Annotated in this window: 20 protein-coding genes and 1 pseudogene; 18 read left to right on the top strand and 3 right to left on the bottom strand. The window is 56.2% G+C overall.

What is annotated here, in order from left to right; all coding sequences use genetic code 11:
* The first annotated feature begins 188 nt into the window (after window positions 1-188).
* From EHV15_RS01550 to EHV15_RS01530, 5 genes are all read left to right on the top strand, one after another.
* Window positions 189-1172 (top strand): metal ABC transporter solute-binding protein, Zn/Mn family, encoded by a 984-nt coding sequence (locus EHV15_RS01550; RefSeq protein ID WP_128629730.1) that lies wholly within the window; start codon window positions 189-191, stop codon window positions 1170-1172.
* Window positions 1173-1213: 41 nt separating this feature from the next.
* Window positions 1214-1972 carry a metal ABC transporter ATP-binding protein gene (locus EHV15_RS01545; RefSeq protein WP_128629729.1) on the top strand — a complete coding sequence of 253 codons (759 nt, stop codon included), beginning with the start codon at window positions 1214-1216 and terminating at the stop codon, window positions 1970-1972.
* 5 nt (window positions 1973-1977) lie between these two features.
* On the top strand, window positions 1978-2931 hold the full coding sequence (locus tag EHV15_RS01540; protein WP_128635122.1) for a metal ABC transporter permease: 954 nt from the start codon (window positions 1978-1980) through the stop codon (window positions 2929-2931).
* A 1-nt stretch (window position 2932) separates the two neighbouring features.
* Entirely contained in the window at window positions 2933-3817 is an 885-nt protein-coding gene (locus EHV15_RS01535) for a metal ABC transporter permease (protein ID WP_128629728.1), read from the top strand.
* 81 nt (window positions 3818-3898) lie between these two features.
* Complete coding sequence (locus EHV15_RS01530; RefSeq protein ID WP_128629727.1) at window positions 3899-4150, top strand: hypothetical protein; 252 nt, start codon at window positions 3899-3901, stop codon at window positions 4148-4150.
* Window positions 4151-4203: 53 nt separating this feature from the next.
* On the opposite strand, the gene EHV15_RS01525 is transcribed toward EHV15_RS01530, so the two are convergent.
* Window positions 4204-5244, bottom strand: a complete 1041-nt coding sequence (locus EHV15_RS01525; RefSeq protein WP_128635121.1) for a LacI family DNA-binding transcriptional regulator — start codon at window positions 5242-5244, stop codon at window positions 4204-4206.
* Window positions 5245-5710: 466 nt separating this feature from the next.
* Between EHV15_RS01525 and EHV15_RS01520 the strand changes: the two genes are divergently transcribed.
* From EHV15_RS01520 to EHV15_RS01495, 6 genes are all read left to right on the top strand, one after another.
* Entirely contained in the window at window positions 5711-6670 is a 960-nt protein-coding gene (locus EHV15_RS01520; RefSeq protein ID WP_128629726.1) for an ABC transporter permease, read from the top strand.
* A gap of 45 nt (window positions 6671-6715) precedes the next feature.
* A complete protein-coding gene (locus EHV15_RS01515; protein ID WP_128629725.1) occupies window positions 6716-7597 on the top strand; it encodes a carbohydrate ABC transporter permease in 882 nt (293 codons plus the stop codon).
* Window positions 7598-7653: 56 nt separating this feature from the next.
* The gene (locus tag EHV15_RS01510; protein ID WP_128629724.1) at window positions 7654-9273 is read left to right on the top strand and encodes an ABC transporter substrate-binding protein; all 1620 of its coding nucleotides are present in this window, start codon (window positions 7654-7656) and stop codon (window positions 9271-9273) included.
* Window positions 9274-9350: 77 nt separating this feature from the next.
* Window positions 9351-10805: a glycoside hydrolase family 32 protein gene (locus tag EHV15_RS01505; RefSeq protein WP_128629723.1), complete on the top strand. Its 1455-nt coding sequence runs from the start codon at window positions 9351-9353 to the stop codon at window positions 10803-10805.
* 355 nt (window positions 10806-11160) lie between these two features.
* Window positions 11161-12051, top strand: a complete 891-nt coding sequence (locus tag EHV15_RS01500) for an ROK family protein (protein ID WP_128629722.1) — start codon at window positions 11161-11163, stop codon at window positions 12049-12051.
* Window positions 12052-12170: 119 nt separating this feature from the next.
* Window positions 12171-16052 carry a GH32 C-terminal domain-containing protein gene (locus tag EHV15_RS01495; protein WP_246061249.1) on the top strand — a complete coding sequence of 1294 codons (3882 nt, stop codon included), beginning with the start codon at window positions 12171-12173 and terminating at the stop codon, window positions 16050-16052.
* Window position 16053: 1 nt separating this feature from the next.
* Here the strand turns inward: EHV15_RS01495 and EHV15_RS38170 are convergent.
* A pseudogene (locus EHV15_RS38170) lies at window positions 16054-16210 on the bottom strand (IS4 family transposase); the annotation flags it as partial.
* 713 nt (window positions 16211-16923) lie between these two features.
* Between EHV15_RS38170 and EHV15_RS01485 the strand changes: the two are divergent.
* The 5 genes from EHV15_RS01485 (at window position 16924) to EHV15_RS36275 (ending at window position 20461) form a co-directional block, all read left to right on the top strand.
* Complete coding sequence (locus tag EHV15_RS01485) at window positions 16924-17118, top strand: hypothetical protein (RefSeq protein ID WP_128629721.1); 195 nt, start codon at window positions 16924-16926, stop codon at window positions 17116-17118.
* A gap of 161 nt (window positions 17119-17279) precedes the next feature.
* Entirely contained in the window at window positions 17280-18023 is a 744-nt protein-coding gene (locus tag EHV15_RS01480) for a Cof-type HAD-IIB family hydrolase (RefSeq protein ID WP_128629720.1), read from the top strand.
* A 16-nt stretch (window positions 18024-18039) separates the two neighbouring features.
* Window positions 18040-18525 carry a DUF456 domain-containing protein gene (locus EHV15_RS01475; RefSeq protein WP_128635119.1) on the top strand — a complete coding sequence of 162 codons (486 nt, stop codon included), beginning with the start codon at window positions 18040-18042 and terminating at the stop codon, window positions 18523-18525.
* A gap of 92 nt (window positions 18526-18617) precedes the next feature.
* Window positions 18618-20249 (top strand): putative polysaccharide biosynthesis protein, encoded by a 1632-nt coding sequence (locus EHV15_RS01470; protein ID WP_128629719.1) that lies wholly within the window; start codon window positions 18618-18620, stop codon window positions 20247-20249.
* Window positions 20250-20323: 74 nt separating this feature from the next.
* On the top strand, window positions 20324-20461 hold the full coding sequence (locus EHV15_RS36275; protein ID WP_178075712.1) for a hypothetical protein: 138 nt from the start codon (window positions 20324-20326) through the stop codon (window positions 20459-20461).
* 411 nt (window positions 20462-20872) lie between these two features.
* Here the strand turns inward: EHV15_RS36275 and EHV15_RS01465 are convergent, their stop codons facing one another.
* Window positions 20873-22402 (bottom strand): DUF2515 family protein, encoded by a 1530-nt coding sequence (locus tag EHV15_RS01465; protein WP_128629718.1) that lies wholly within the window; start codon window positions 22400-22402, stop codon window positions 20873-20875.
* 264 nt (window positions 22403-22666) lie between these two features.
* On the opposite strand from EHV15_RS01465, the gene EHV15_RS01460 reads away from it, so the two are divergent.
* Together EHV15_RS01460 and EHV15_RS01455 are read left to right on the top strand one after the other, a co-directional pair.
* The gene (locus EHV15_RS01460; RefSeq protein ID WP_128629717.1) at window positions 22667-23032 is read left to right on the top strand and encodes a thioredoxin family protein; all 366 of its coding nucleotides are present in this window, start codon (window positions 22667-22669) and stop codon (window positions 23030-23032) included.
* Between the two features lie 99 nt (window positions 23033-23131).
* Window positions 23132-24085, top strand: coding sequence for a COX15/CtaA family protein (locus tag EHV15_RS01455; RefSeq protein ID WP_128629716.1), 954 nt, complete (start codon window positions 23132-23134; stop codon window positions 24083-24085).
* Window positions 24086-24087 lie beyond the last annotated feature (2 nt).

Genomic DNA, 24087 nt, shown 5'->3' with positions numbered 1-24087 from the left:
TTTTGAACCACCATTCCGGTTCACTTAAAACTGAAATGCTTGTGGAAAAATCCTCTTGCTTTTTTGTATGCTCTGCGTTTAAAATTTGCATTAGGGAAACATTTTTATATTCAACTAAAAAACGAGCATTAGGAAAACAAGTGTTCACTGGGGAAACTATTCCAAAATGAGGAGATGAACTTGGGAAAATGAGCGAAAAGGACGAATGGAAGATCAAAAAGAGCCCGTTTCAGCGGGCCAAGGTGACGCTGGGCATGCTGGCTTTAATCATTCTGGCGGCATGCTCGAAGGTGGAGGGGCAAGCCGATCTGACGCATCGGCACGATGACGGGACCCCTATTCAGGTCGTGTCGACGATCGGTATGATTACCGACATCGTTCAAGAGGTTGGCGGGAAGGAAGTGGACGCCGCCGGGCTGATGGGCCCGGGCGTCGATCCCCATTTGTACAAAGCGTCGCAAGGCGACGTGAAGAAGCTGGATGAGGCGGAGATTATTTTTTACGGTGGACTGCACCTGGAAGGAAAAATGACGGAAATTTTCGAGAAGCTGGAGCAGAAGAAGCGGACGGTCGCCGTTTCCCAAAATATCGACCCTGCGCTGCTTAGATCGGGCGAGGATGCGGGGGGCTCGCAATACGATCCGCACATCTGGTTCAACGTCAAGCATTGGGTGACCGCGACCGAAACGATCCGCGACACGCTGATGGAGTACGATCCAAAGCACGCCGAGGAGTACCGGCAAAATGCGGAGGCCTACATAGGCGAGCTTACGGAACTGGATGCCGAGGTTAAGCGGCAGATTGCGGAAATCCCCGAACAGGACCGGGTCCTGGTGACGGCGCATGACGCGTTCGGGTATTTCGGGGACGCTTACGGGATTAAGGTGATGGGGCTGCAGGGCATCAGTACGGCGGCGGAATACGGTTCGAGGGATGTCAGCAAGCTGCGGGATTTTTTGGTGGAGAACCAAATTAAAGCGGTGTTTGTGGAATCGAGCATACCGACGAAATCGATGGAAGCCGTGATCGCCGGCGCCAAGGAAAAAGGGCATACGGTGAAGATCGGCGGTGAATTGTACTCCGATTCGCTGGGCGAACCGGGCAGCGAGGCGGATACATACATCAAGATGGTCCGCCACAACGTAAACACCATCGTGGAAGCGTTGAAATAAATGAGGGGCGGCAGTGCTGCCCGGAGAAATGAGGCGATAAAATGAAGATGGTTCCGCTTGAAGTTGATCAACTGACGATTGCTTATCAAAAGAAACCGGTGTTAAGATCGGTGTCGTTTCAGATTCCCGCAGGAAAGCTGATCGGCGTGCTGGGCCCAAACGGAGCGGGCAAGTCGACCCTGCTCAAAGCGGTGCTTGGGCTCATCCCGAAAGTGGAGGGGGAAGTCCGTATTTACGGCAAACCATACCGGGAGCAGCGAAAAATCGTGGGATACGTGCCCCAACGGGAATCGGTGGATTGGGATTTTCCGACGAACGCGCTCGATGTGGTGATGATGGGCCGCTACGGTCATTTGGGCTGGTTTCGCCGGCCCGGCGCGAAAGAGCGGCAGATCGCCATGGAGTGCCTGGCGAAGGTGGGCATGGCCGATTATGCGAGCCGGCAAATCAGCCAGCTGTCCGGCGGGCAGCAGCAGCGGGTGTTCCTGGCCCGGGCGCTGGCGCAAAACGCGCAGCTCTATTTTATGGATGAGCCGTTTGCCGGGGTGGACGCCACGACCGAAAAAGCGATTATCAGCCTTTTGCATGAATTAAAAGAACAGGGTAAGACCGTGCTCGTCGTCCACCATGATCTGGCCACGGTTAGGGAATATTTCGACCACGTGCTGCTGCTGAACGGCGAACTGATCTCCGCCGGTCCGACCGCGGAGACGTTTACCCCGGAAAATTTACAAAAAACGTACGGCGGACGGATCGCCATGCTGCAGGATTTCGCGGCCGTACCGGCGGGGACGGTGTGACGAACATGCTGGCTAACCTGATCTCTTGGATCACGGATCCGAACATGCAGTGGATTTTGGCCGGTTCGCTGCTGCTCGGGCTCGGGAGCGGCGTGATCGGATCGTTTGCTTTTCTGCGCAAACAAAGCCTGCTGGGGGACGCGCTGGCGCATGCCGCGCTGCCCGGCATCTGCATCGCCTTCATGCTGAGCGGCGTCAAATCGGTGGGCCTGTTCATCATTGGAGCGATTCTTTCCGGGATGCTGGCGACATTCGGCATTTCGGCCATCACCCGCTATTCGCGCATCAAGCAGGACGCGGCGCTTGGCATCGTGTTGTCGGTCTTTTTCGGGATCGGCATCATCATGCTGACGAAGATCCAGCACAGCGGCAACGGCAATCAAAGCGGGCTGGACAAATATATGTTTGGCCAGGCGGCCTCGATGATGCTGTCCGACGTGTATATGATGGGGGCGGTGTCGCTGCTGCTGATCCTCATCTGCACCTTGTTGTTCAAGGAATTCAAGCTGGTCAGCTTTGACCCGGGATTCGCCCGGGGGATGGGGATGAACGTGGCTTTCCTAGAACAGGTGCTGCTGTTCATGACCGTGGTGGCCGTCGTCATCGGCATCCAGGCGGTTGGCGTCGTGCTCGTGGCGGCGCTGCTGATCACGCCGGCGGTGGCCGCCAGGTATTGGACGGACGCCCTGGGCCTCATGGTGCTGCTGGCCGGATTGTTTGGAGCGCTGTCCGGCGTTACGGGCACACTGATCAGTTCGACGCTGTCCAATCTGCCGACCGGGCCGGTGACGGTGCTGGCCGCCACCTCGCTGTTTTTGGTCTCGGCGCTATTCGCGCCAAACCGCGGACTGCTGGCAAAATGGGTCCGGCACTGGCGCAACCGCAGCGAAGTACGGCAGCACGTCGAAGGGGCGGTCATCCGCCAAAACGCAGGCACCGTGGAAAGGGGGGCGGAGTAACATGGCCGATGTATGGATTATCGTGACCGGCACGCTGGTCGCCGCTGCCTGCGGCATGCTGGGATGTTTTCTGATTTTGCGCAAAATGGCGATGGTGGGCGACGCGATCAGCCACTCCGTGTTGCCGGGGATCGCGATCGCGTTTCTGGTAAGCAGCTCACGGGATTCGCTGCTGATGCTGATCGGAGCGGCCGTGCTTGGCCTGATTACCGTTTTCCTGATTCAAGCGCTTCAGCACAGCGGGCTGCAGTCGGACGCCTCGATCGGCATCGTGTTTACGGCTCTGTTCGCTGTGGGCGTCATTCTCATCAGCCGCAACGCCGCCCATATCGACCTCGATCTCGACTGCGTGCTGTTTGGCGAAATCGCCTACGTGCAATGGGATACCTGGGTTTGGAACGGCTATGACATGGGCCCGGCCGCCGTGTGGATGCTGGGCGGCACGCTGCTCGTCGTGCTGGCGGCGATCCTGCTGTTCTACAAGCAGTTCAAGCTGTGCGCGTTCGACCCGGCGCTTGCCGCCGCCGTGGGCATTCCGGTGGCGCTGTTCCATTATCTGCTGATGGGACTTGTCTCCTTGTCCACGGTCGCTTCGTTCGAAAGCGTCGGGGCGATCCTGGTCGTCGGCATGCTGATCGTCCCGGCCTCGGCGGCTTATTTGCTGACCGACCGGCTTAGCGTGATGCTGCTCCTCAGCGTGCTGATCGGCGCGGCCAGCGCCGCCGGCGGATATTACGCCGCCCAATGGCTGGACGCTTCGATCGCCGGCTGCATGGTCGCCGTGGCCGGGCTGCTGTTTGTACTGGCGTTTCTGTTTTCGCCATCGCACGGTCTCGCGGCCCGGCTGAGCCGGCGCCGGCGGGTGAAATCCGCCGCGGCCGCTTAAGACGGCGGCGACTCCCGGCTTTCGCGGCCGTCAACGCCAACAACCACCTTCCATCTCTTTCAGAGAGAGTGGAGGTGGTTGTTGGCGTTCATGTTTACGCAGGCCGGTAGCGGAAATAGCGGTAAAAAAGGGCTCTATTTCGGGCGTGAGGGGGATTTGGGCCTCAATAAAGGAGTTTTTTACCGCTATGCTCGACGGATGGTGGCAGATGTGCGCTTTTTCCATGGCCGGCAACAAAATAAGTACATAAAGTTCCGCTATTCCTCCAGCGAAAGGGAGAATATCAAAAATAGCGGTAAAAATTACCGCTATCTTCGGTGGGGGCGGCGCTAACCGCGTTCTGTCTCCGTTAAAGGATGCCGTCAGGTATTTTCTCCCGCCCGGACTTAGCCGATGTTCGGCGTGGATTCCCGGATGACCGGTTTGGTGTGGATATGGGACACTTGGTAGGGTTGATTCGGATCTTTAATGCGCGAAAGCAGCATTTCGGCGGCTTTGACGCCCATTTCGTTGCTGAAGATATGGACCGTTGTCAAATGCGGCTCGACGATCACGGACTCGGGCCCGTTGTCGAAGCCGCAGATGACGATATCCTGAGGAATCGACAGGTTCCGGCTCTTCAGCGCCTTCATCACGCTCACGGCAATGTAGTCGTTTGCACAGACAAAAACAGAAGGGAGCTCCCGAATCCCGGCCACCCGCTCGTCCATCCATTCCGGTTTGGAGAAGAACAGCCGATCGTCATCGACGATGCACTGAGACAGGTCAAGGGCGATGCCGGCCTCGGTCAGCGCGCGGTTAAACCCGGCCCATCTTTCGTTAAAGCTCCGGCAATGGTTGTAATCGCCGATAAAGCCGAAGCTTTTGTAACCGCCATCAATTAATTTCCTGGTAAGCTGATAGGTGCTGTGTTCGTTCTCCATCAGCAGCACATCGGCACGAAAATCCGGGTAGCAAACGTAAGCCGAGCAGTCGATAAAGATGGTCGGGATGCCGAGCCCGGTGATGAGCTTGCTGTATTCCAGGTCAAACAGCTCGATGCAGATGATGCCGTCCACATTGGCCGCGTCGAAGTTGTTCGGCAGCGACAGCGATTTTTGCTCGATGTCCCTGACGATATGGATGGACAGGTTGTAGCCTTCGGCGCTGATTCTTTTTTCCAGGCCGCTGATCAGGGTTGAACCGAAATGGGATGTGTTCGGCAAGTTCTCCGTCAGCAAGGCGATGTTGCCCGAACTTTTGGACAAAAGGCCGTCGCTGTCCATAAAGGCAAACTGCTTGTATTTTAACTCAATGGCTTTTCTGATTACTTTATTGCGCGTTTCCGCCGGGATGCTTTCGCTTCCGTTCAGCGCTTTGGACGCCGTGTTGCGGGAGATGCCCAAAGCGTCGGCGATATCCTGAATCGTTACTTTTTCCTTCGCCATCATTTCACCTCTATAGTATCCTCGGGTCACGATGCATAAAAAGCGGGTATTTGCAAAGATTTCCTATTACCAATGTATAATAGATCGAGAAAAATAGCAACATTTATTTTACAAATGCACAGTAAGACTTTACATTTATTACGTTTACATTTGTCAATTTTCATCGCGACTTGCTGTTTGGTTTTTGTCTTGTGTACTACAGGGAAAACGCTGCTTTTCTGCTGCTATTTTTGTCAAAGTTGCTTATTCTAGTGTTTTTTGGCCAGTGAACAAAGCGTTTTTGTGCAAATATCGAGGCTTGTTTTAACAAATGCACAAAAATAATTTTACAAAATATATTGACTCAGAGAATCTTGTTTGTTAAATTGTAAATGCAACGGGGTGCAGACAGTGAATAAGTGTTTTTGCTGAAAGCCCTTACTTCACAAGAAAATGTAAACTTACCGGGAGAACGGAGGTAACAAAATTGCAAAGCACAATAAAGGCAGGTCAAGGAAAATCGGCACTCGGGAGATCCCGCGGACAAAGTCCTTTCGAATATTTGCGGAAATATGGATTTCTCTATTTACTGCTTGCGCCGGCCCTGATCCTCACCTTGATCTTCAAATACGGGCCGATGTACGGAGCGGTGATTGCGTTTAAAGATTTCAGTCCGATCAAAGGCATCCTCGGCAGCGATTGGGTCGGGCTCAAAAATTTCGACAAGTTTCTGTCCTCGCCCAACTTTGAAGTGATTTTTATGAATACGCTTAAATTAAGCTTGCTTGGGCTTGTGCTCAGCTTTCCCGTGCCGATCTTGCTGGCGCTGATGCTCAATCAGGTCCGCCGGGCCGGCGTAAAAAAGAACATCCAGTTGTTTCTGTACGCCCCCAATTTCATTTCCGTCGTGGTCGTCGTTGGGATGCTGTTCATCTTCCTGTCGCCGACGGGTCCAGTCAACCAGTTGTTCATCCGGTTTACGGATGAGCCGATTATGTTCATGTCGCGCCCCGAATATTTCCGGTGGATTTATATTTTGTCGGATATTTGGACGGGAGCGGGCTGGTCATCGATCATTTATGTGGCCGCGCTGGCCAACGTGGACCCGGAGCTGCACCATGCGGCCAACCTGGACGGCGCCAACCTGCTGCAGCGGATTCGCCACATCGATCTGCCGACCATTCGTCCGATTATGGCGATCGTGTTCATTCTCGCCGCGGGCGGAATCATGTCGATCGGATTCGAGAAGGCTTACCTGATGCAAACGGCCATGAACCTGCCAACCTCGGAGATCATTCCGACTTACGTGTACAAGATCGGTTTGCAGTCCGGGGATTACGCCTACTCCGCCGCCGTCGGACTATTCAATTCCGTCATCAACGTCATTCTGCTTGTGACCGTGAACTTTGTGGTTAAGAAGCTAAACGAGGGCGAAGGCCTCTATTAAATGGGGGGGCTAAACTCGCAATTGTATTGAAAGGAGCAAACTGCCATGCCCATCAAACATTCGAAATTCGACCGCTTTCTGCTGGGTTTAAACGTCATCGGGCTAGCGTTCGCCGTCTTGATCGTGGTCGTGCCGCTGATTTATGTCATCGTGGCCTCATTTATGGACCCCTCCGTATTGCTCAGCCGGGGCCTGTCCTTCAACATTGCGGACTGGACCCTGGACGGTTACAAGAAAATCCTGACCAATCCGGCGATGGTCCGGGGGTTCGGCAACGCCGTGCTGTACTCGACTTCTTTTGCCCTGATCACTGTGACGGTGTCGGTCTTCGCGGGCTACGCCCTGTCGGATCACCGGCTTGTCGGCCGCCGCATCTTTATGACCTTGTTTTTGATCACGATGTTTTTCGGCGGCGGGCTGGTGCCGACTTACCTGCTGGTCAAAGAGCTCGGCATGATCGATACGATCTGGGCGGTCATTATTCCCGGAGCGGTCAACGTATGGAACATCATCTTGTCGCGGACGTTTTTCAAAGGCGTGCCGAACGAGCTGAGGGAGGCCGCCAACGTTGACGGCGCTTCCGAAGCGATGATTTTCTTCCGCATCGTGCTGCCTCTGTCCAAGCCGATCGTTTTCGTGCTGGCGCTGTACGCCTTCGTCGGCCAGTGGAACGCCTATTTCGACGCGATGATCTACCTCGACAATCCGAACCTGCATCCGCTGCAGCTCGTGCTCCGGTCGATCCTGATCCAGAACCAGGTCGATCCCGGCATGATCGCCGACCAGCTGGCCATGGCGGAAATGAAGCGGTTGTCCGAGATGATCAAATATGCGGCGATCGTGATTTCGAGCCTGCCGCTCGTCGTGATGTATCCGTTTTTCCAGAAATACTTCGAGAAAGGTGTTATGGTCGGCTCCCTGAAATAACGCCGGCTGCACATAAATGCTTTGCCTAAAGCACAAACCTGGGAGGTCAAAAGACAATGGAAAAAAGCCAAAAGTTGAAATTCGCCCGCACCTGCAAAGCCGTATCCGTCTCCATACTTGCTTCCGCGCTTTTGCTGTCCGCCTGCGGTAACGGAGGAAGCAAAAATTCGGCCGGCAATGAACAGGACCCGAGCGGGAAAGTCACGCTGAACGTGATGACGCAAAGCTCGCCGCTGGCCCCCGCGGACCCCAACGACAAGCTGATTTTCAAACGGCTGGAGGAAAAAACGAACATCCATATTAATTGGAAGAATTTCACCAAGGATGTGTTCGTGGAAAAAAGAAATCTCGCCATGGCCAGCGGCGATTTGCCCGACGCCATCTTCGACGCCGGCTACGGCGATTACGAGCTGCTCAAGCTAGCCAAGGACGGCGCGATCATACCGCTAAACGACCTGATCGAGCAGTATATGCCGAATTTAAAAAAAGTGCTGGAAGAAGCGCCGGAATACAAGGCGATGATCACTGCGCCGGACGGCAACATCTACGCTTTTCCGTGGATCGAAGAGCTTGGCAAGGGGAAGGAGCGGATTCAATCCGTCGACGCCGTTCCGTGGATCAATGTGGAATGGCTGAATAAGCTCGGTCTTGAGATGCCGAAAACGACGGAGGAATTGAAGCAGGTGCTGATCGCCTTCAAAACCCAGGATCCGAACGGAAACGGGCAGGCCGACGAAATTCCGCTGTCTTTTATCAACAAGCCAGGGGCCGAGGATTTGGTGTTCCTGTTCGCTGCGTTTGGCTTAGGGGAAAATCCCGATCACGCGGTAGTTACGAACGACGGTAAAGTCGTGTTTGCGCCTGCCGAAGAAGGCTATAAAAACGCCGTCAAATATATCAACGAGTTATACAAGGAAGGACTCATCGATGTCGAAGCGTACACGCAGGATTGGAGCACGTATCTCGCCAAAGGCAAGGACCACAGATACGGCCTCTATTTCACCTGGGACAAGAGCAACATTACGGGCGCTAATGACAGCTACGAGGTCATGCCGCCGGTAGCCGGGCCGAACGGTGAAATCAATGTGGCCCAAACGAACGCGCTCGGCTTCCACCGCGGCCGGATGGTCGTTACGAGCACCAACAAAAACCTGGAAGCGACGGCCAAATGGGTGGACCAGATGTACGACCCGATTCAATCCGTGCAGAACAACTGGGGCACTTACGGGGACGAAACGCAGCAAAACATCTTTGAATACGACGAAGCGAGCAACAGCCTGAAGCACTTGCCGCTGAACGGAACCGCTCCGGTCGAACTGCGGGAGAAGACGAGCGTCGGGGGGCCACTGGCGATTCTGGACAGCTACTTCGGCAAATACACCACTGTGCCGGACGACGCCAAGGAAAGAATGCAGATCGTCAAGGAGGTTATGGCTCCCCACATGAAGGCGGAGCAGGCGATGCCGAACGTCTTCCATTCGATTGATGAGCTGGAACGGCTGACGACGATCGAAACCGATCTGTTCGCCTATGTGCTGAGAAAGCGCACCGAGTGGTACCAAAACGGCAAAATCGATCAAGAGTGGAGCGGCTATTTGCAGGAGCTCGACCGGCTCGGGCTGCAGGAATGGCTGAAAATCAAGCAGGACGGTTATGACCGGGCCATGAAGCAGTAAACCCGGGGAATAGAAAACGGCGGGTAGCCATAGAGATAGACGATTTTATTACGGAAACAAAAAGGAGAGACGCTGGAATGACGACAAGCGCTAAGCAGAACTACAGAGGCAGGTATCATTTCTCGCCGGAGAAGAATTGGATGAACGATCCGAACGGAATGGTTTATTTTGCCGGAGAATACCATCTATTCTATCAATATTATCCTCACGGAACGACCCATGGGCCGATGCATTGGGGCCATGCCGTAAGCGCCGACCTGGTTCGCTGGGAGGAGCTTGACATCGCGCTCTTCCCCGACGAGAACGGCACGATTTTTTCGGGAAGCGCGGTGGTGGATTGGCATAATACGACCGGTTTTTTCGGGGAGGAGCCGGGACTGGTCGCGATTTTCACCCATCACCTCGAAACGGAAGGCAAACCTCCCGTGCAGACACAAAGCCTCGCCTACAGCAAGGACAAAGGCAGAACCTGGACAAAATACGCGGGAAATCCGGTGCTGAGACACGATCACTTCGTTGATTTCCGCGATCCCAAGGTGTTCTGGCATGAAGCCACCCGGCGCTGGATTATGATCGTCGCCTGCGGACAGACGGTATGCCTGTATCATTCTCCCGATTTAAAAACTTGGACGTTCGGCAGCGAATTCGGCAGCGGAATCGGTTTCCATGAGGCGGTTTGGGAATGCCCTGATTTGTTCCCGCTGGCGGTCGATGGTGACGCCGCTCGGCAAAAATGGGTGATGCTGGTCAGCGTAGGCGATCATCCCGCTTATGCGGAAGGGTCGAGAACGCAGTTTTTTACCGGGGATTTCGACGGCGTGACGTTTACGCCCGACGAAGAATCGCGGAAGGTCCGCTGGGTGGACCACGGCCGGGACAACTACGCGGGAGTCAGTTGGTCCGATATCCCGGCAGAGGACGGGAGACGGCTAGTGATCGGCTGGATGAGCAACTGGAAGTATGCGAAGCTTACGCCGACGGAAGTGTTTCGCGGGGCGATGACGGTGCCGCGGGAACTTGCCCTTGAATCCAGGAACGGCGCCGTCGTCCTGGTGCAGAGGCCGGTGCGGGAACTGGCGCATGTTCGCCGGCCGGTGCTGACTCTGGCGGATGTCACCGCTAAGGAAGTTGAAGCGGCGCTGCGTTCCTTGCGGCTGGAAAGCTGTGAGCTGATTGCGGAAGCCGCACCCGGTGCGTCCTTTGCCTTCAAGGTCAGAACGGGGGCCGACCAGGAGACGGTTGTCGGCGTGAACGCGGCTTCCGGAGAGGTTTATGTGGACCGCACGAAGTCCGGACAGCACGAGTTTCACGAGCAATTCCGCGGCGTACACGCGGCCAAGCTGCACTCTGCAGAGGGTAGGGTCGAGCTGCGTATTTTCGTGGACCGCTCCTCCGTTGAAGTGTTTGCTAACGAAGGGGAGGCCGTCATTACCGACCTGATCTTTCCTGGGCCGAAGGCCACCGGCCTATCTCTGGCGGCGGAAACGGACTTGGTGCTGAAGTCGCTGTCGATTTATGAGCTGGCGCCGTAATTTAGGCGGAGGCAACGATGTCTGGGACGTTGTGACCGGAGGCAACGGTGGGTGCGCCGGCCTGGGCGGCTAACGGACCTGAGCGACCTTATTTGCTCGAAAAGACGGCGTTTCAAGCTCTAACGGACCGTAGCGCTCTTATTTGCCCGAAAATGACCGGAAACGCACGCTGTAATGCCAAATAAAGTCCGTGGTGTCCGTTACGCAATGCAAACTGTTGTTTTTGGCGAAATAACGGTGCTGGTGTCCGTTAGGATCGGCCCAGCGGCCGATGAATGCGGCCGGCTGAATGCGGCCGATGAAACATACAAGACGCGGGACCGCTCTGGACTGTATCGAAAAGGAGATCATCAACATGCGCATAGGAGCGATTGAGGCCGGCGGGACGAAATTTGTCTGCGGCATCGGCGATGAGCATGGCGTGATTGAGGATAACATCAGCTTTCCCACGGAAAGCCCGGAAATCACGCTCGGCAAAGCGATTGCTTATTTAAAGGACAAACAGGTGGAGGCGATCGGGGTCGGATCATTTGGCCCCATTGACCTTCGACAAGATAGCCCAACTTACGGCTATGTAACCACAACGCCTAAACCCGGCTGGAGCCGGTTCGATTTTCTTGGCACGCTGCACCGCGAATTCCCGGTTCCTCTGGGCTGGGATACCGACGTGAACGCGGCGGCGCTGGGGGAAGCGGTATGGGGGGCCGCGCAAGGCCTAAACAGCTGCCTGTATTATACGGTGGGAACCGGCGTCGGGATCGGCGTTTATTTGGAAGGCCGGCTGGTGCATGGACTGGTTCACCCGGAGGGCGGCCATGTGCCGGTAAGGCGGCACCCGGACGATGATTTTGCGGGCCGTTGCCCGTATCACGGCGATTGCCTGGAAGGCATGGCGTCGGGACCGGCGATTGAAGCCCGCTGGAAAGCCAAAGGGCATGAGCTGCCGGCGGATCATCCCGCTTGGGAGATCGAGGCGTTTTATCTTGCCCAGTCGATTACGGGGGCGGTGCTTCTGACCTCGCCGGAAAAGGTCATCCTGGGAGGCGGGGTTATGCAGCAGCCCCAGCTGTTCCCGTTGATCCGGGAGGCGGTGCGCCGGAACCTGAACGGGTACGTAAACGCCGGCGAGATTTTGGAGCGCATGGAGGAGTATATCGTGCCTCCCGGCCTTGGGCAGCAAACGGGGCTTTGCGGCGCTTTGGCATTGGGGCTGAAGGCGTTAACCGGGCGGCTGCCTTCTTCTTAAGCGAAAGCGAAGAAAGCGGCGAAGAGGGCGTGCCGGAGGGAGGCGTGGCCGTGATCCATGGCCTCCTGTACCGGAAGCCGAAGTTGTTTGTATCTCTCACTAGGAAAAGAGGGTGTATCATGGGCAAACGCAAATCCGTATTATCCATCCTTTTGTCCTCTGCGCTTATTTTTGCCGGGATCGGGGCGGGGATGGTCCACGCGGCGGGCACGGAGGCAGAAACGGGAAAGGGGGCTAACGCCATTTTTGAAAGCGCAATCAACTTTGAGACGAATTTGACCGGCTGGCGAATCGAAGGAAAAGGCCGGATGGAGACGGCGGAACAGGGGCTTCTGCTCGTCTCGGAGCCGAGGGAAAACGTCATGGCCCTCACGGAAACCCGGGCGGCTGATTTTATCTATGAAGCCGACGTCATGGTGATGAAGAGGCAGGCAGATGCCACGTTGGTTTTCCGCTCCAATGAGGACGGGTGGTCTTCCTATATGCTTCAGCTTGTGCCGAACGCGGGGCTGATCCGGCTCAGGGACGCGAGCGGAGAAGGCAAGCTGCGGGAAGAACGGCGGGTCGATTTGGCCGAAGGGGAAATCTATCATCTGAAAGTCAAAGCCGAAGGAAGCCGGCTTCAGGTGTATTGGGGGGACCGCTACCAACCGCTGATCGACGTGCATGATGAGGCTTATGCTTCCGGGTATTTGGGCCTGAACGTTTGGGACGGCTCCGCGCTGTTTCAGAACGTGAAGGTCAGCGAACTGAAAAGCAATTTAGGCGCGGCGATCGCGAGCTCGGGAGCCTGGCAGCCGGACCTGCGAGGGGAACTGGGAACGGCGGACGGTTCCCGGCGGGCGCTGCGGATTTATCAGGGTTATGAGCGGGATTTCGTGTTGGAAGGAAACGTGTCTTTTGCCGCCGATCAGGGGGATGCCGGATTGCGGTTCAGAGCGAACAAGCAGGGGACGGAAGGCTACGAGGCGGCTTTGCGAAAAGACGGCGGCCAGGTTTGGGCGGAGCTGAGAAAAGCAGGTGGCCATGTTATCGCGACCTCGAAACGTTCCTACCCATCGACTTTCACCACGAGACACCATCTGGAAATCCATGGGCTCGGGAGCCGGATTCAGGTATATGTGGACGGATACGCCGAACCGGCCGTCGATGCCGTCGAAGGTAGCTACGCGGACGGTCACGCGGGATTTGCGGTATCTGCGGGAGCGGCGTATTTTCAGGACGTTTACTTGACCGCGTCAGCCGATTATTACATGGAAAAATACCGCCCAGACTACCATTATTCACCGGCCCGCGGTTCGGCGAGCGATCCGAACGGGCTGGTCTTTTATGAAGGGGAATACCATCTGTTTCATCAGGACGGCGGAACTTGGGCCCATGCGGTCAGCACCGATCTAGTTCATTGGAAGCGGTTGCCCATCGCCTTGCCCTGGAACGATTTGGGACATGTCTGGTCGGGTTCGGCCGTCGCCGATCTTCATAATGCCTCCGGCTTGTTCACGGATTCCGGGGGAAAAGGCCTAATCGCTTATTATACTTCCTATAATCCGGACAGCCCAAACGGCAACCAGCGCATTGGGCTGGCGTACAGCAAGGATCGCGGCCGCACCTGGGAATACGCCGCAGAGCGCCCGATCGTGATCGAAAATCCGGGCAAGCAGGGGGACGATCCGGGAGGCTGGGATTTTCGCGATCCCAAGGTCGTGCGGGACGAAGAGCATAACCGCTGGGTTATGGTTGTGTCCGGCGGCGATCATATCCGCTTTTTCACTTCGACCAACCTGATCGACTGGACGCTTACCGACAATTTCGGATACGGGGCTTATGTCCGCGGCGGCGTGTGGGAGTGCCCCGATTTGTTCCAACTGGCCGTGGACGGCACGGGCGAGAAGAAATGGGTGCTCATGATCAGTACGGGCGCCCATCCGAATACCCAGGGTTCGGCGGCGGAGTATTTTGTCGGGGAGCTTACTCCGGAAGGCAAGTTCGTTAACGACAACCCTGCCGGCAAGGTGCTGACAACCGATTACGGAAAAGAGTTCTACGCCTCCATGTCTTTTGCCGATATGCCGGACGGACGCAGGGTGATGCTGGCCTGGATGACGAACTGGGATTACCCGTTTGCTTTTCCGACCGAGGGGTGGAAGGGGGTTCTAAGCCTTCCGCGCGAGTTAATGCTGCAGAAGACGGAAGAGGGAATCCGCCTGACGCAGGTGCCGATCCGCGAGCTGGAATCGCTGCGCGGCCAGCTGCTGTTTGCGGCGTCGGACCGCCGAGTTCAACCGGATAGGGCGAATCTGCTGAAAGGCGTGTCCTCCGGCGCCTATGAAATTGAAGCCGAAATTGAAATTCCGCAGGACAGCCGTGTGAGCGAATTCGGTTTCCGTCTCCGTGAGGGAGCGGGCAAGCGGACGGTCGTCGGCTACAAAACGGCGGAGAACGAGATGTATGTGGATCGCGCCCTTTCCGGCGATACCGGCTTCTCCGACCGGTTCACTACGCTTCATCAAGCGCCGCTTCCACCGGACAACCGCCGTGTGAAGCTGCGTATTTTCGTGGACGATTCCTCGCTGGAAGTATTCGGAGGGGATGGCCGGACGGTGTTTTCGGAGGTGATTTTTCCCGATCCCGCACACCGGGAAATGAGCTTCTTCGCCGCTGGCGGAGAAGTGAACGTAGTTTTCATGAAAGTACATGCGCTCAAAAATATATGGAACGAGGCGGCGGGAAGCCAAACCTCCATCGTCATGGATACAAGTCCGCGCGAAATGGGGCTGGGGGACACCCGGACCTTGTACGCGGCGGTGAGCGGCGGCGTGCAAGGCGGGCGCAGCGGCGGTACGGACGTCAACCCCAATCAGCCAATCCGCTGGGAGTCGAGCGATCCGGAAGTCGTGGACATCGCCTCATCCGATAAGCAGCAGGCGGTGATTCAAGCGGTTGGCCCTGGAGAGGCGGTGATCACCGCCTCCACCTCGAACGGAAAAGCATCGGCCAGCGTTCCGGTAAAGGTGTTCGCCGGGGAATTTCACACGAATCTGAGCGGCTGGGCTCCCGATTTGTCCGCCTCCGCCTGGGTGGCGACGGAGCAGGGCATTCGCGGCAGTTACGGGAGCGACGCTCTGTACGTGGCGGAGGAGACGGCCGGTGATTTTGTGTATGAGGCCGAAATGACGCTGGCCGAAGCGGGCGGGGCGGGCTCTATCCTGTTCCGGGCCAGCCGGGACGGGCGTAGCGGGTACTATTTTAATATTGATCCGAATATGAAAGCCTTCCGCTTATTTTACAAAATCGGCGGCGCGTTTGCCGAACGCCAGGTGCTGGCGAAAGTGCCAGCCTTCATCCAAACCGGCAAAAAGTACGCCATCGTCATTGAAGCGGACGGGCCGCGTATCCGGATTTCCGTGGACGGTGCCCAAATCATCGACCTTAATGACGGAACGTTTGCGGAAGGGCATTTCGGTGTTCACGTTTTTGGCGGAGCGGCGTATTACCAAAACGTCACCGCCGGCCGGGTGGAGCAGCCCAAGCTGCGGAAGACAAGCTTCGTTAACGCCGGCACGAATGCGTCGCTGTACGCCGCGAAAGCGGAAAACGGCGAGCTGGTTACACTGCTCCAAGGCGGTGACGGGGAAGTTTCCCGCCAGGCTTGGGTTTTGGTGCCGACCGGAGACGAGTTAGGCTCCTATTCGATCCGCACCATCGCGGGAGACAAAGCGTTGGACCTTGATACCGGCCAAAACAAACTCCAGTTGTACGATTATCTCGGCTACGACAATCAGCGTTGGCTGCTTCGCGATAACGGCGACGGCACAGTAGCCATTCTGTCGCTTCATACTCAGCAAGCGCTTGAAGCCTCGGCGGACGGCGGCTCTTTGCACTTGAAAGAGCCGAATCCGGGACTGGACCGGCAAAAATGGCAAATGGCGGAGAAGGTTTCTTCCGCTTGGGAGCTCTTTTTTTGGGTATTTGCGAGTAATGATATAGTTTATACTATATAAATCAACTTTCGCAGCAAAAAATCGGCAGGCAAGCCTTGAGGTAGCTGGGTAAAGCAGCAACCCATTGCCGGAGTTGAAGCTGAACCAGAGGCGGACAGTGTTTTCCCGGCTTTTTGGACTACTACGTTGATCAAGTCGAGCAACTGTTGTAAGGCAACCAGCCGACACCAGGTGAGGGGGCTGTCTAAAGGGTTCGTGTCTTGGTGTTCCTGCCTGCTGGCTGCCTTTGCATGATTATCCCTTTCGTTCATGGAGCAGGGGGGGAGGGCTAGAGCAAGGTCCAGAAAAAGTGAGAAGAAAAAACAAAAGAGATGGGGAAAAATGAGGCGGTCAGGTGAGATTTTCGGCTTGTTCAGAGAACGTATGCTCGGTATAATAAATTAAAGTGAACGTATGTGCGTAAATTCTTAATTCGGGGGAGGGAGCGGATATGGAAGTCAATGCGGGAACAGAACTTCAACCATTCAGCAGCCGTTATAACAGCGAGAGGCTACAGCAAAATCAAGGTCTTTTCGTTTCCCTCGCGTCTTGTCCTTGATCTCCTGTCTTGTTCTCTTGTCCAGTCTGTTTCACCTCTCCTAAACCTGATTCCTTCTCCTAAGCCCGTCTGAATTATCTCGAACCCATTTTCTTCTCCGCCAAATATTTTCTTCTCCCGAGCTTATCTGTTTCTCTGCTACCCGATCAAACGGGATAATCGTGCAAAGTCTCCGGACAACGAGTGTTGATCTGACGCCCGCCCTACTTTTCTATCCTCAAGCTGATTTTTGCTTTGCGAAAGGATTTCTACAACATCTGAATTTAATTGAATTAGAGAAAAATTTCAAAAACATCCGATAAACTCGTGTTGACGGAAGAGGAAGTCCGCTACATGCTTCATGCCGCCGACAGCATCGCCGGGCGCGCGGGAAGAACGATGCTGGCCAAAATACTGAAAGGTTCCCGCGCGCTCGTGCTGGAAGGCGCGCCGGTGGATGCAGGGGGCAATGCCTGGCCGATTATCAGGGAACGGAAGAGCGAACGATTGAAATGCCGGAAGGAGCGCAGGTCTCTCAAGACTCTTTGACTTTAATGGCTGGATATGATGCAATAACGGCTCGCAAGCTGCGACCGGCGAGTCTCCGGTCAGCCTGCCTGCTTTTGCCGAAGCTTTGTTGGGATTACGGGATTATGGTAAAATGGCGGTGTGCTACTATAGGATGACCCGAAGATGGGAGGAGCTTTTTTTTGAAGTACAAATTGTTGGCGCTCGATATGGACGGAACGTTGTTGAACGATGAGCAGCAAATTACGCCGGAAACGGAAAAATGGATTCGCAAGGCGGCAGCCGCCGGGGTACATGTCTGCCTGTCGACGGGGCGGGGATATCACGAGGCGATCGCGTACGGGGAGCAGCTTGATCTGGGCACGCCGATGATCACCGTGAACGGGAGCGAAATATGGAGAACGCCGAAAGAGCTGCACAGCCGGGTATTGCTTGACCGGTCGCTTGTTGCCGGGATGCACGCCATTGCCCAGGAAAAAAAGGTATGGTTTTGGGCCTACTCGGTGGAAGGCAGCTACAATGAAACGAATTGGATCCCTGAAGTGCTGGAGCGCAACCAGTGGATGAAATTCGGTTATTTTACCAAGGACGATGAGGTGCGGCAGGATATCAAACGGCGGCTTCAGGAGCTGGGCGGTCTGGAAGTCACCAATTCGTCGCCGTACAATTTGGAGATCAATCCCGCGGGGATCAGCAAAGCGAGCGGCATTCGCACTGTATGCGATTGGTTTGGACTCGATCTGTCCGAAGCCGTGGCGGTTGGGGACAGTCTGAACGACCTCGCCGCGATCGAAGCGGCCGGGCTCGGCGTCGCCATGGGCAACGCCCAGGAAGCCGTGAAGGCCAAGGCGGACGTGGTGACGGCCACCAACAACGAGGACGGCATCGCGCTGATTATCCGCGATTTTATTTTAACGGGAGGGTGAAGTTGTCGTGATGACCATGACCGTGCTCGGATGGATTTTGGTGATATTGCTGTTTGCTATCGGTATGGCGGGGGCGGTATATCCCGTGCTTCCCGGCGTAATCGCCATCTACTTTGCCTTTTTTGTGTACGGCTGGTTTTTCTCCTTCGAGCCGTTTGGGCCGTTTTTCTGGATCGTGCAGACGTTGATCGTCGTTGTGCTGCTGGTCGCGGACTATGCGGTCGGGGCCTGGGGCGTGAAAAAATTCGGCGGCAGCAAGCTGTCCGTCTGGCTCAGCACGATCGGCATCATCATCGGACCGTTTGTCATTCCGGCGTTTGGCCTTGTGATCGGGCCGCTGATCGGGGCGATGCTCGGGGAGCTCATCAGGGGCGAGTCGCTTTCCAAGGCGTTTAAAGTCGGGATCGGCTCGGTCGTTGGCCTGTTCAGCAGCATCGTCGTCAAGGTGATTTTGCAGCTGGTCATGATCGTCGCGTTTATTATCTGGATCATAGCGGCATAGCTTTGCGGCGGGTAGGCCGGTGCCAGGCTCTTAGAACGTTATAATCATCAGAGAAATGGACTTATTCAGGGTAGCGAAAGAAGGAATCGTTGTTGTCCAAAAAAGAATCGTTTATTAAAGGCACTTTGATTTTGGCGGGGGCGGCGCTGATCGCGAGGGTGCTCGGACTGTTTCAGCGCGTGCCGTTGGAGCACATTCTCGGCGACGTCGGGAACGCCTCCTATTCGCAGGCGAACGCGGCCTACTTCATGCTGCTGACGTTGGCCACGGCCGGCATTCCCAGCACGTTAAGCAAAATGGTTTCCGAACGCCACGCCTTAAACCGGCCCGACGAGGCCCGCCGCGTGTATCACGCCGCACTGATCTTTGCCGCAGCCGCCGGTGTGATCATGTTTGCGTTACTGTTTGTTATGGCGCCTTATTATGCGCAAGCTGCCGGCGTTCCTGAGTCGGTGGTGGCGATTCGGGCGCTTTCTCCAGCGCTGCTGTTGTTTCCGCTGATCGCGATCATCCGCGGTTATTTGCAGGGGCGGAACATTATGATCGCCGGCGGCGTCTCGCAGGTCATCGAACAAATTGTTCGGGTCGTGACCGGCATTGTGTTGGCCTTTTTGCTGTTCAACTGGGGTTTTTCGGGCGAGGACGTGGCTGCCGGCGCCACTTTCGGCGCGGTGCTTGGCGGTGTCGCCGCTTTAATCGTCATGTTGTATTTCAGCGTGAAAATGCTGCGGCAGGACCGGGGGGATCGAACGCCGGATGCCCAACCTGAGGAAAAACTGCCGTTTAAACGGATTTATGCGGAAATTTTCAAATTGTCGATCCCGATTGTGCTGACCGCGCTGGCGGTTCCGGCCGTCAATTTTATTGACAACTCGATTTTGAAGCCGCTGCTGAGCGGGCAAATCGGCTCCGGACAAGCCACCTATATCCTGGGGATTTTGGGCAACCGGGCGCAAATGATCGCTGGCATTCCGCCGATTTTGGCCATTGCGCTGAGTCAATCGCTGGTGCCGATTATTTCCGCAGCCTACGCCCGGAAAGATCAGGAGCATTTGCAGCGCCAGGTTACGTTGGCCATGCGGGTTTCGGTGCTGACCGGCATGCCGATCATCGTCGCGCTCGGTTCGGCGGCTTATTCCGTGAACGGCTTGCTGTTCAGCACGCGGGACGGCAGCAGCATCGTGGCTTTGCTGACGTTTGCGACGATTTTTCAAATTACGATGATGACCAGCAACTCGATCCTGCTCGGCGTGGGCAAAGCAAACCAATCGATGGTTCACGTCGCGATCGGGGTTGTCGTGAAGCTGGCGGCGAGCTATATTCTCGCACAGTTTTGGGGAATTTACGGCATCGTTACGGCAACGGGTTTGTGTTTCCTGGTCATTACGCTGCTCAATGTACGGGCGATGAAGCGGATCGTTCCGTTCTCGCTGATGGGCGACCGTTGGCTGGGTTTTCTGGCGACGGTGATCGTGCTGTCCGGCGTGGGCTACGGCCTGAATCAGGCCGGTATCCAAATGGAGGCGCTGATGCCGGCGCGGGTTGCCTTCTTCCTGACCTGCTGCATCGTCGGAGCGGCCGTGGTCGCTTTGTACCCGGTCATGCTGATCCTGCTGCGGGTGGTCCGCAAGGATGAACTGGCCGGTTATCCGAAGCCGCTGCGGAAAATCCTGTCCCCGCTCATGCGCCTGCAGCGCGGCGGCCAAACCACTGTCGGCAAGTAGGTTGTGGCGGCAGGCAGGGTTCGGGCGCTGCTGCTAATGCGACTTTTCCCGGCGAGCGTTCCCGTGCTGCGGGGGTGCTGGTTAGACCGTGTGCTGCGCTTGGACAAACTTTTGCCGTCTGGCGGAGCGAGGTAGCATTGAACGCGGCCGTGCTGGAACGGGCCGGCCTGCGGCCGCTTTGCGACCTGCGGCCGAACCCGGGCGTCCGCTAGCGGTAAAAAAGGGCGCTATTGATAGAATTTAGCTTGTTAACAGGAAGTTAGCGGAATTTTTGGGCGTTATTTTTGTGGGATCGGCTATGAAGCACCTGTTTTTGCCGGCGGCCCCTCAAATAACGCCTTTTTATTCCGCTATTTCCTTATGGGGGCAAACGTTGGCGGAATAAGACCATAATTTACCGCTATTTAATGGCGTATTATTTGGACTTAAGCGTGTTGGGGTGCGACTTGCGACAATGGTGCTCTCGAGCAACTGGGCAGGTGTAAATCACTTATGTCGCGTTTAGGAGCCATGCCCGATAGTTTTGTTCACGATAGTTTTGTTTACGCACGATAGTTTTGTTTACGATAGAAGTGTTGCGCGCAATTGGGAGTTTTGTCCATCTTAACGAGCAGCACCGGCTTTTAGGAGTCGCCCAGCGCATCGTGGAGCAGCGCCGTTTCAAGGATGCCGTTCCTGTGCTCGCGGCTGATGTCGCACAGGAACGGCCGCTTCGGCGCGCTGATCCCGTCCAGCGCGCGGTGGTCCTTGAGCCAATCCTCCCGGGATATTGGCTCATACGGTGTGTCGCCCCAAGCGCTTAGCAGATTGGGGCTGTAGAGACGCTCGCCCGCCGGCAGCGTCTCGCCTTGAAGAAGCTCTGACGCCTGCCTGCCGGCGGTCAGAGCTTCTTCCTTATTGGCCGTGAACAAGCCCGGCCAATAATCCGCCCGCGAGCCGCTGTGCGGCACGCTCGCGGCGAACCGCTCCGCGCCGCTGCGCACGGCGCGGTAGCCCATCAGCATCGCGTACAGGCTTTTGCCTAACGCGATGCGGGCGGGCAGGCTGCCGAAGTCGGAGACGACGCGCCCCGCGAGGCGGCGCACCTCCCACCCGGCAGCCGGCCCCGGCGCGGCGCCTTGCGCCTCCGCAGCGCCGCTCCTCGCGCTGGCCCGTCCCGGCAAAGCCGCGCCTTCCGCGCTGTCACTCCCGCCGGGATAGCCCGCTTCCGGAGCGCCCTCACCGCCGTCGTCACATACTTCCGCCCCGCCCTCTGCAGCGGAAGTATTCGCCCCGGCTCCACCCAACGCAGCCGCACCAGCCTCGGCCCCGCTCTGCGTGGGCTCCCCGGCTTTCCCGCGTTCTTCCCGTTCCAGCAGCGGAAACACGACTTGATTCAACCCGGCCAGGCTAAACAGATGAAACTTGGTTTTGCCCGTCACGTATTTTTGAAAATACGGATGGCGCACGACCCGCTTTTCGATATAATTCTGCTCGTTGATGATCAGTCCGACGGTGAGCAAAGCACTGCCCCGGTCAATCCAAAAACGCTCCCAAAACGGCCGCATAAACTGCGATACATGAAAATACGGGAGCAGATGGAAGTGGCTGGCTCCGCGTTCCCGGCTCTTCATATAAAGCAGCAGTTGAGGGTAGGCGTCCTGGAAAATGAGCGCATTGTTTCTCTCCAAAAACCGATAGGTCAGCCGTATCTCTTCGGCATCGATGATGTCGGCCATGCGGCTGCCGCTTAAGTCGGTCATATTCCATCCCGCATTGCGGGATACCATATGGGCGAGGAACGCCCAATGCAATTCGGGATACGCCTCATAGCAGTTCAGGTATGCCGCGGTGCGGGCAATATTGCTGATCCCGGCCCGATTCGTCTCGGCGGCGATCTCTTCTGCCAAATCCACATCCTCGGGACTCCAAAACGGCTCTTCCGCCGGACGGGTGGTTACGCCGCGCCGCAGCATGTCCTCGATTTCGGCGATGACGGTGCGGGCGGCCGATTCGTTCCAGTCCAAAGTTAGCGCCTCTTCGCGCATCCGTGAGGAATCGGCGAATTGGGCGGTTTTGTTTTTGAAAATGTTTAAGGCGATGGCGGGCAGTTGGGTGATCAGCTTTTTGGCATTTTCGGACAATACGTTGTTGCGGCGTGGTTGCGAACTCATGGCGGAGGGTTCCCTCCCCTTAATTCAAATTTATTCATCAGGATTGGATATTTCCAATAGAATAGCTGCCGCATTTGCTGCCCCATTTCCATTCAATTGGATATTTCCAAATAGTCATATCGCGTTTCGCCGCTTCCGGCTTCATCACTGGAGCGCCCAGCCAGACAATCGTTATTTACTTGCAAGTATGCCCAAAAAATTGACTTCCACTCCCGGATTTGGTTGACTTAAGGGGAGAGAGGAACAGAAAGGAAGGGAAGCAAAATGAAAAAAGTGACATCTCCCGGAGAATTTCAGGTCAGCATCCAATCCAGCAGCCTGGTGATCGCGGTTTTTAAAGCGGACTGGTGCGGTGATTGCAAATTTATAGATCCTTTTATGCCGGACGTTGAGGAGAAATACGCGGACCGGCTAACCTTCATCGAAGTGGATGTGGATCAGGTCGGCGAGGTGAGCCAGGAGCAAAACATTCTCGGCATTCCGAGCTTCGTGGCCTATACCGACGGCCGCGAGCTGGTTCGTTTCGTCAACAAGCTGCGCAAATCGCGCGAGGAGATCGAGCAGTTCCTCGGGCGGGCGCTGGATGTTTACCATACGCTGCATGATACGCCGGAGAGAAGAGATCTGTGAAGAGGTAATGCCGCCTATGAAAGAGGTTGCTTTATCGGTTATAATGAGAAGGATATGTCAACCGAATGAAGACAATGAAGATACAAAGGTGTGAACCATTTGAATACGAGACAATTAAAATGGCTCAGTTATGCTTCCTGCTTGGTGATGTTTCTGGCAACCTTGGGGGGCAGCGTCGTCACCAAAACGGAGTCCGGGCTGGGCTGCGGCAATGAGTGGCCGCTTTGTCACGGCAAATTCGTCCCTGCCCATACGCTCGCTTCGATGATCGAATATTCCCACCGGGCCGTGAGCGGAGCTGCCGGGCTGTTGTCGCTGGCGGTGTTCGTCGCCTTTTGGCTGTACCGGAAAAACCGCAGGGATCTCCAGCTTTTTTCGTTCCTGGCGTTGGTTTTCGTGATGGTACAAGCGTTTATGGGGGCGATGGCCGTCATTTACCCGACATCTTCCTACGTTATGGCGCTGCATTTCGGTTTTTCGCTGATCGCTTTCGCCAGCTCGATTATGCTGGTGCTGGGCATTCGCCAGGAGGAACGCAGGCAGGCGGGATTCGCGCCCAAGGCCGGGGTGTCCAAAACCTTCCGCAACCTGACCTGGATCGCAACCGGTTACACCTATATCGTCGTATATCTCGGCGCCTACGTCAGCCATACCGATTCGGCGGGGGGCTGCAGCGGGTGGCCGTTATGCAACGGACAGCTGATCCCGGGGCTGGCGGGGGGAGAGGGGATCGCGTTTACCCACCGGGTGGCCGCCGGCCTGCTCTTGCTCGTCATCGCCGCGCTCGGACATTTGGCCTTCTGGAAGCATCCCGATCTTCCCGAGATACGCAAGCTGGGACTCGCTGCAACGCTGCTGATCATCGTTCAGGTGTTCACCGGGGCGAGCATCGTGTTTACGCTGAACAACTATCATGTTTACTTGTTTACTTCGCTGGCGCACATTATCGTGTTGGCTGCGTTGTTCGGCGTGCTTTGTTACCTTAGCGTCCGCACTTGGCAGCTAAGCAGGGGAACCGAAGGGTCCTTGGCCGGTGCGCGCAAAGCGGTTTAGGA

The organism is Paenibacillus oralis, from assembly GCF_003863965.1.
GTDB lineage: Bacteria > Bacillota > Bacilli > Paenibacillales > Paenibacillaceae > Fontibacillus > Fontibacillus oralis.
Note: the sequence above shows the minus strand (reverse complement) of the source record. Positions and strands in the feature narration are given on the sequence as shown.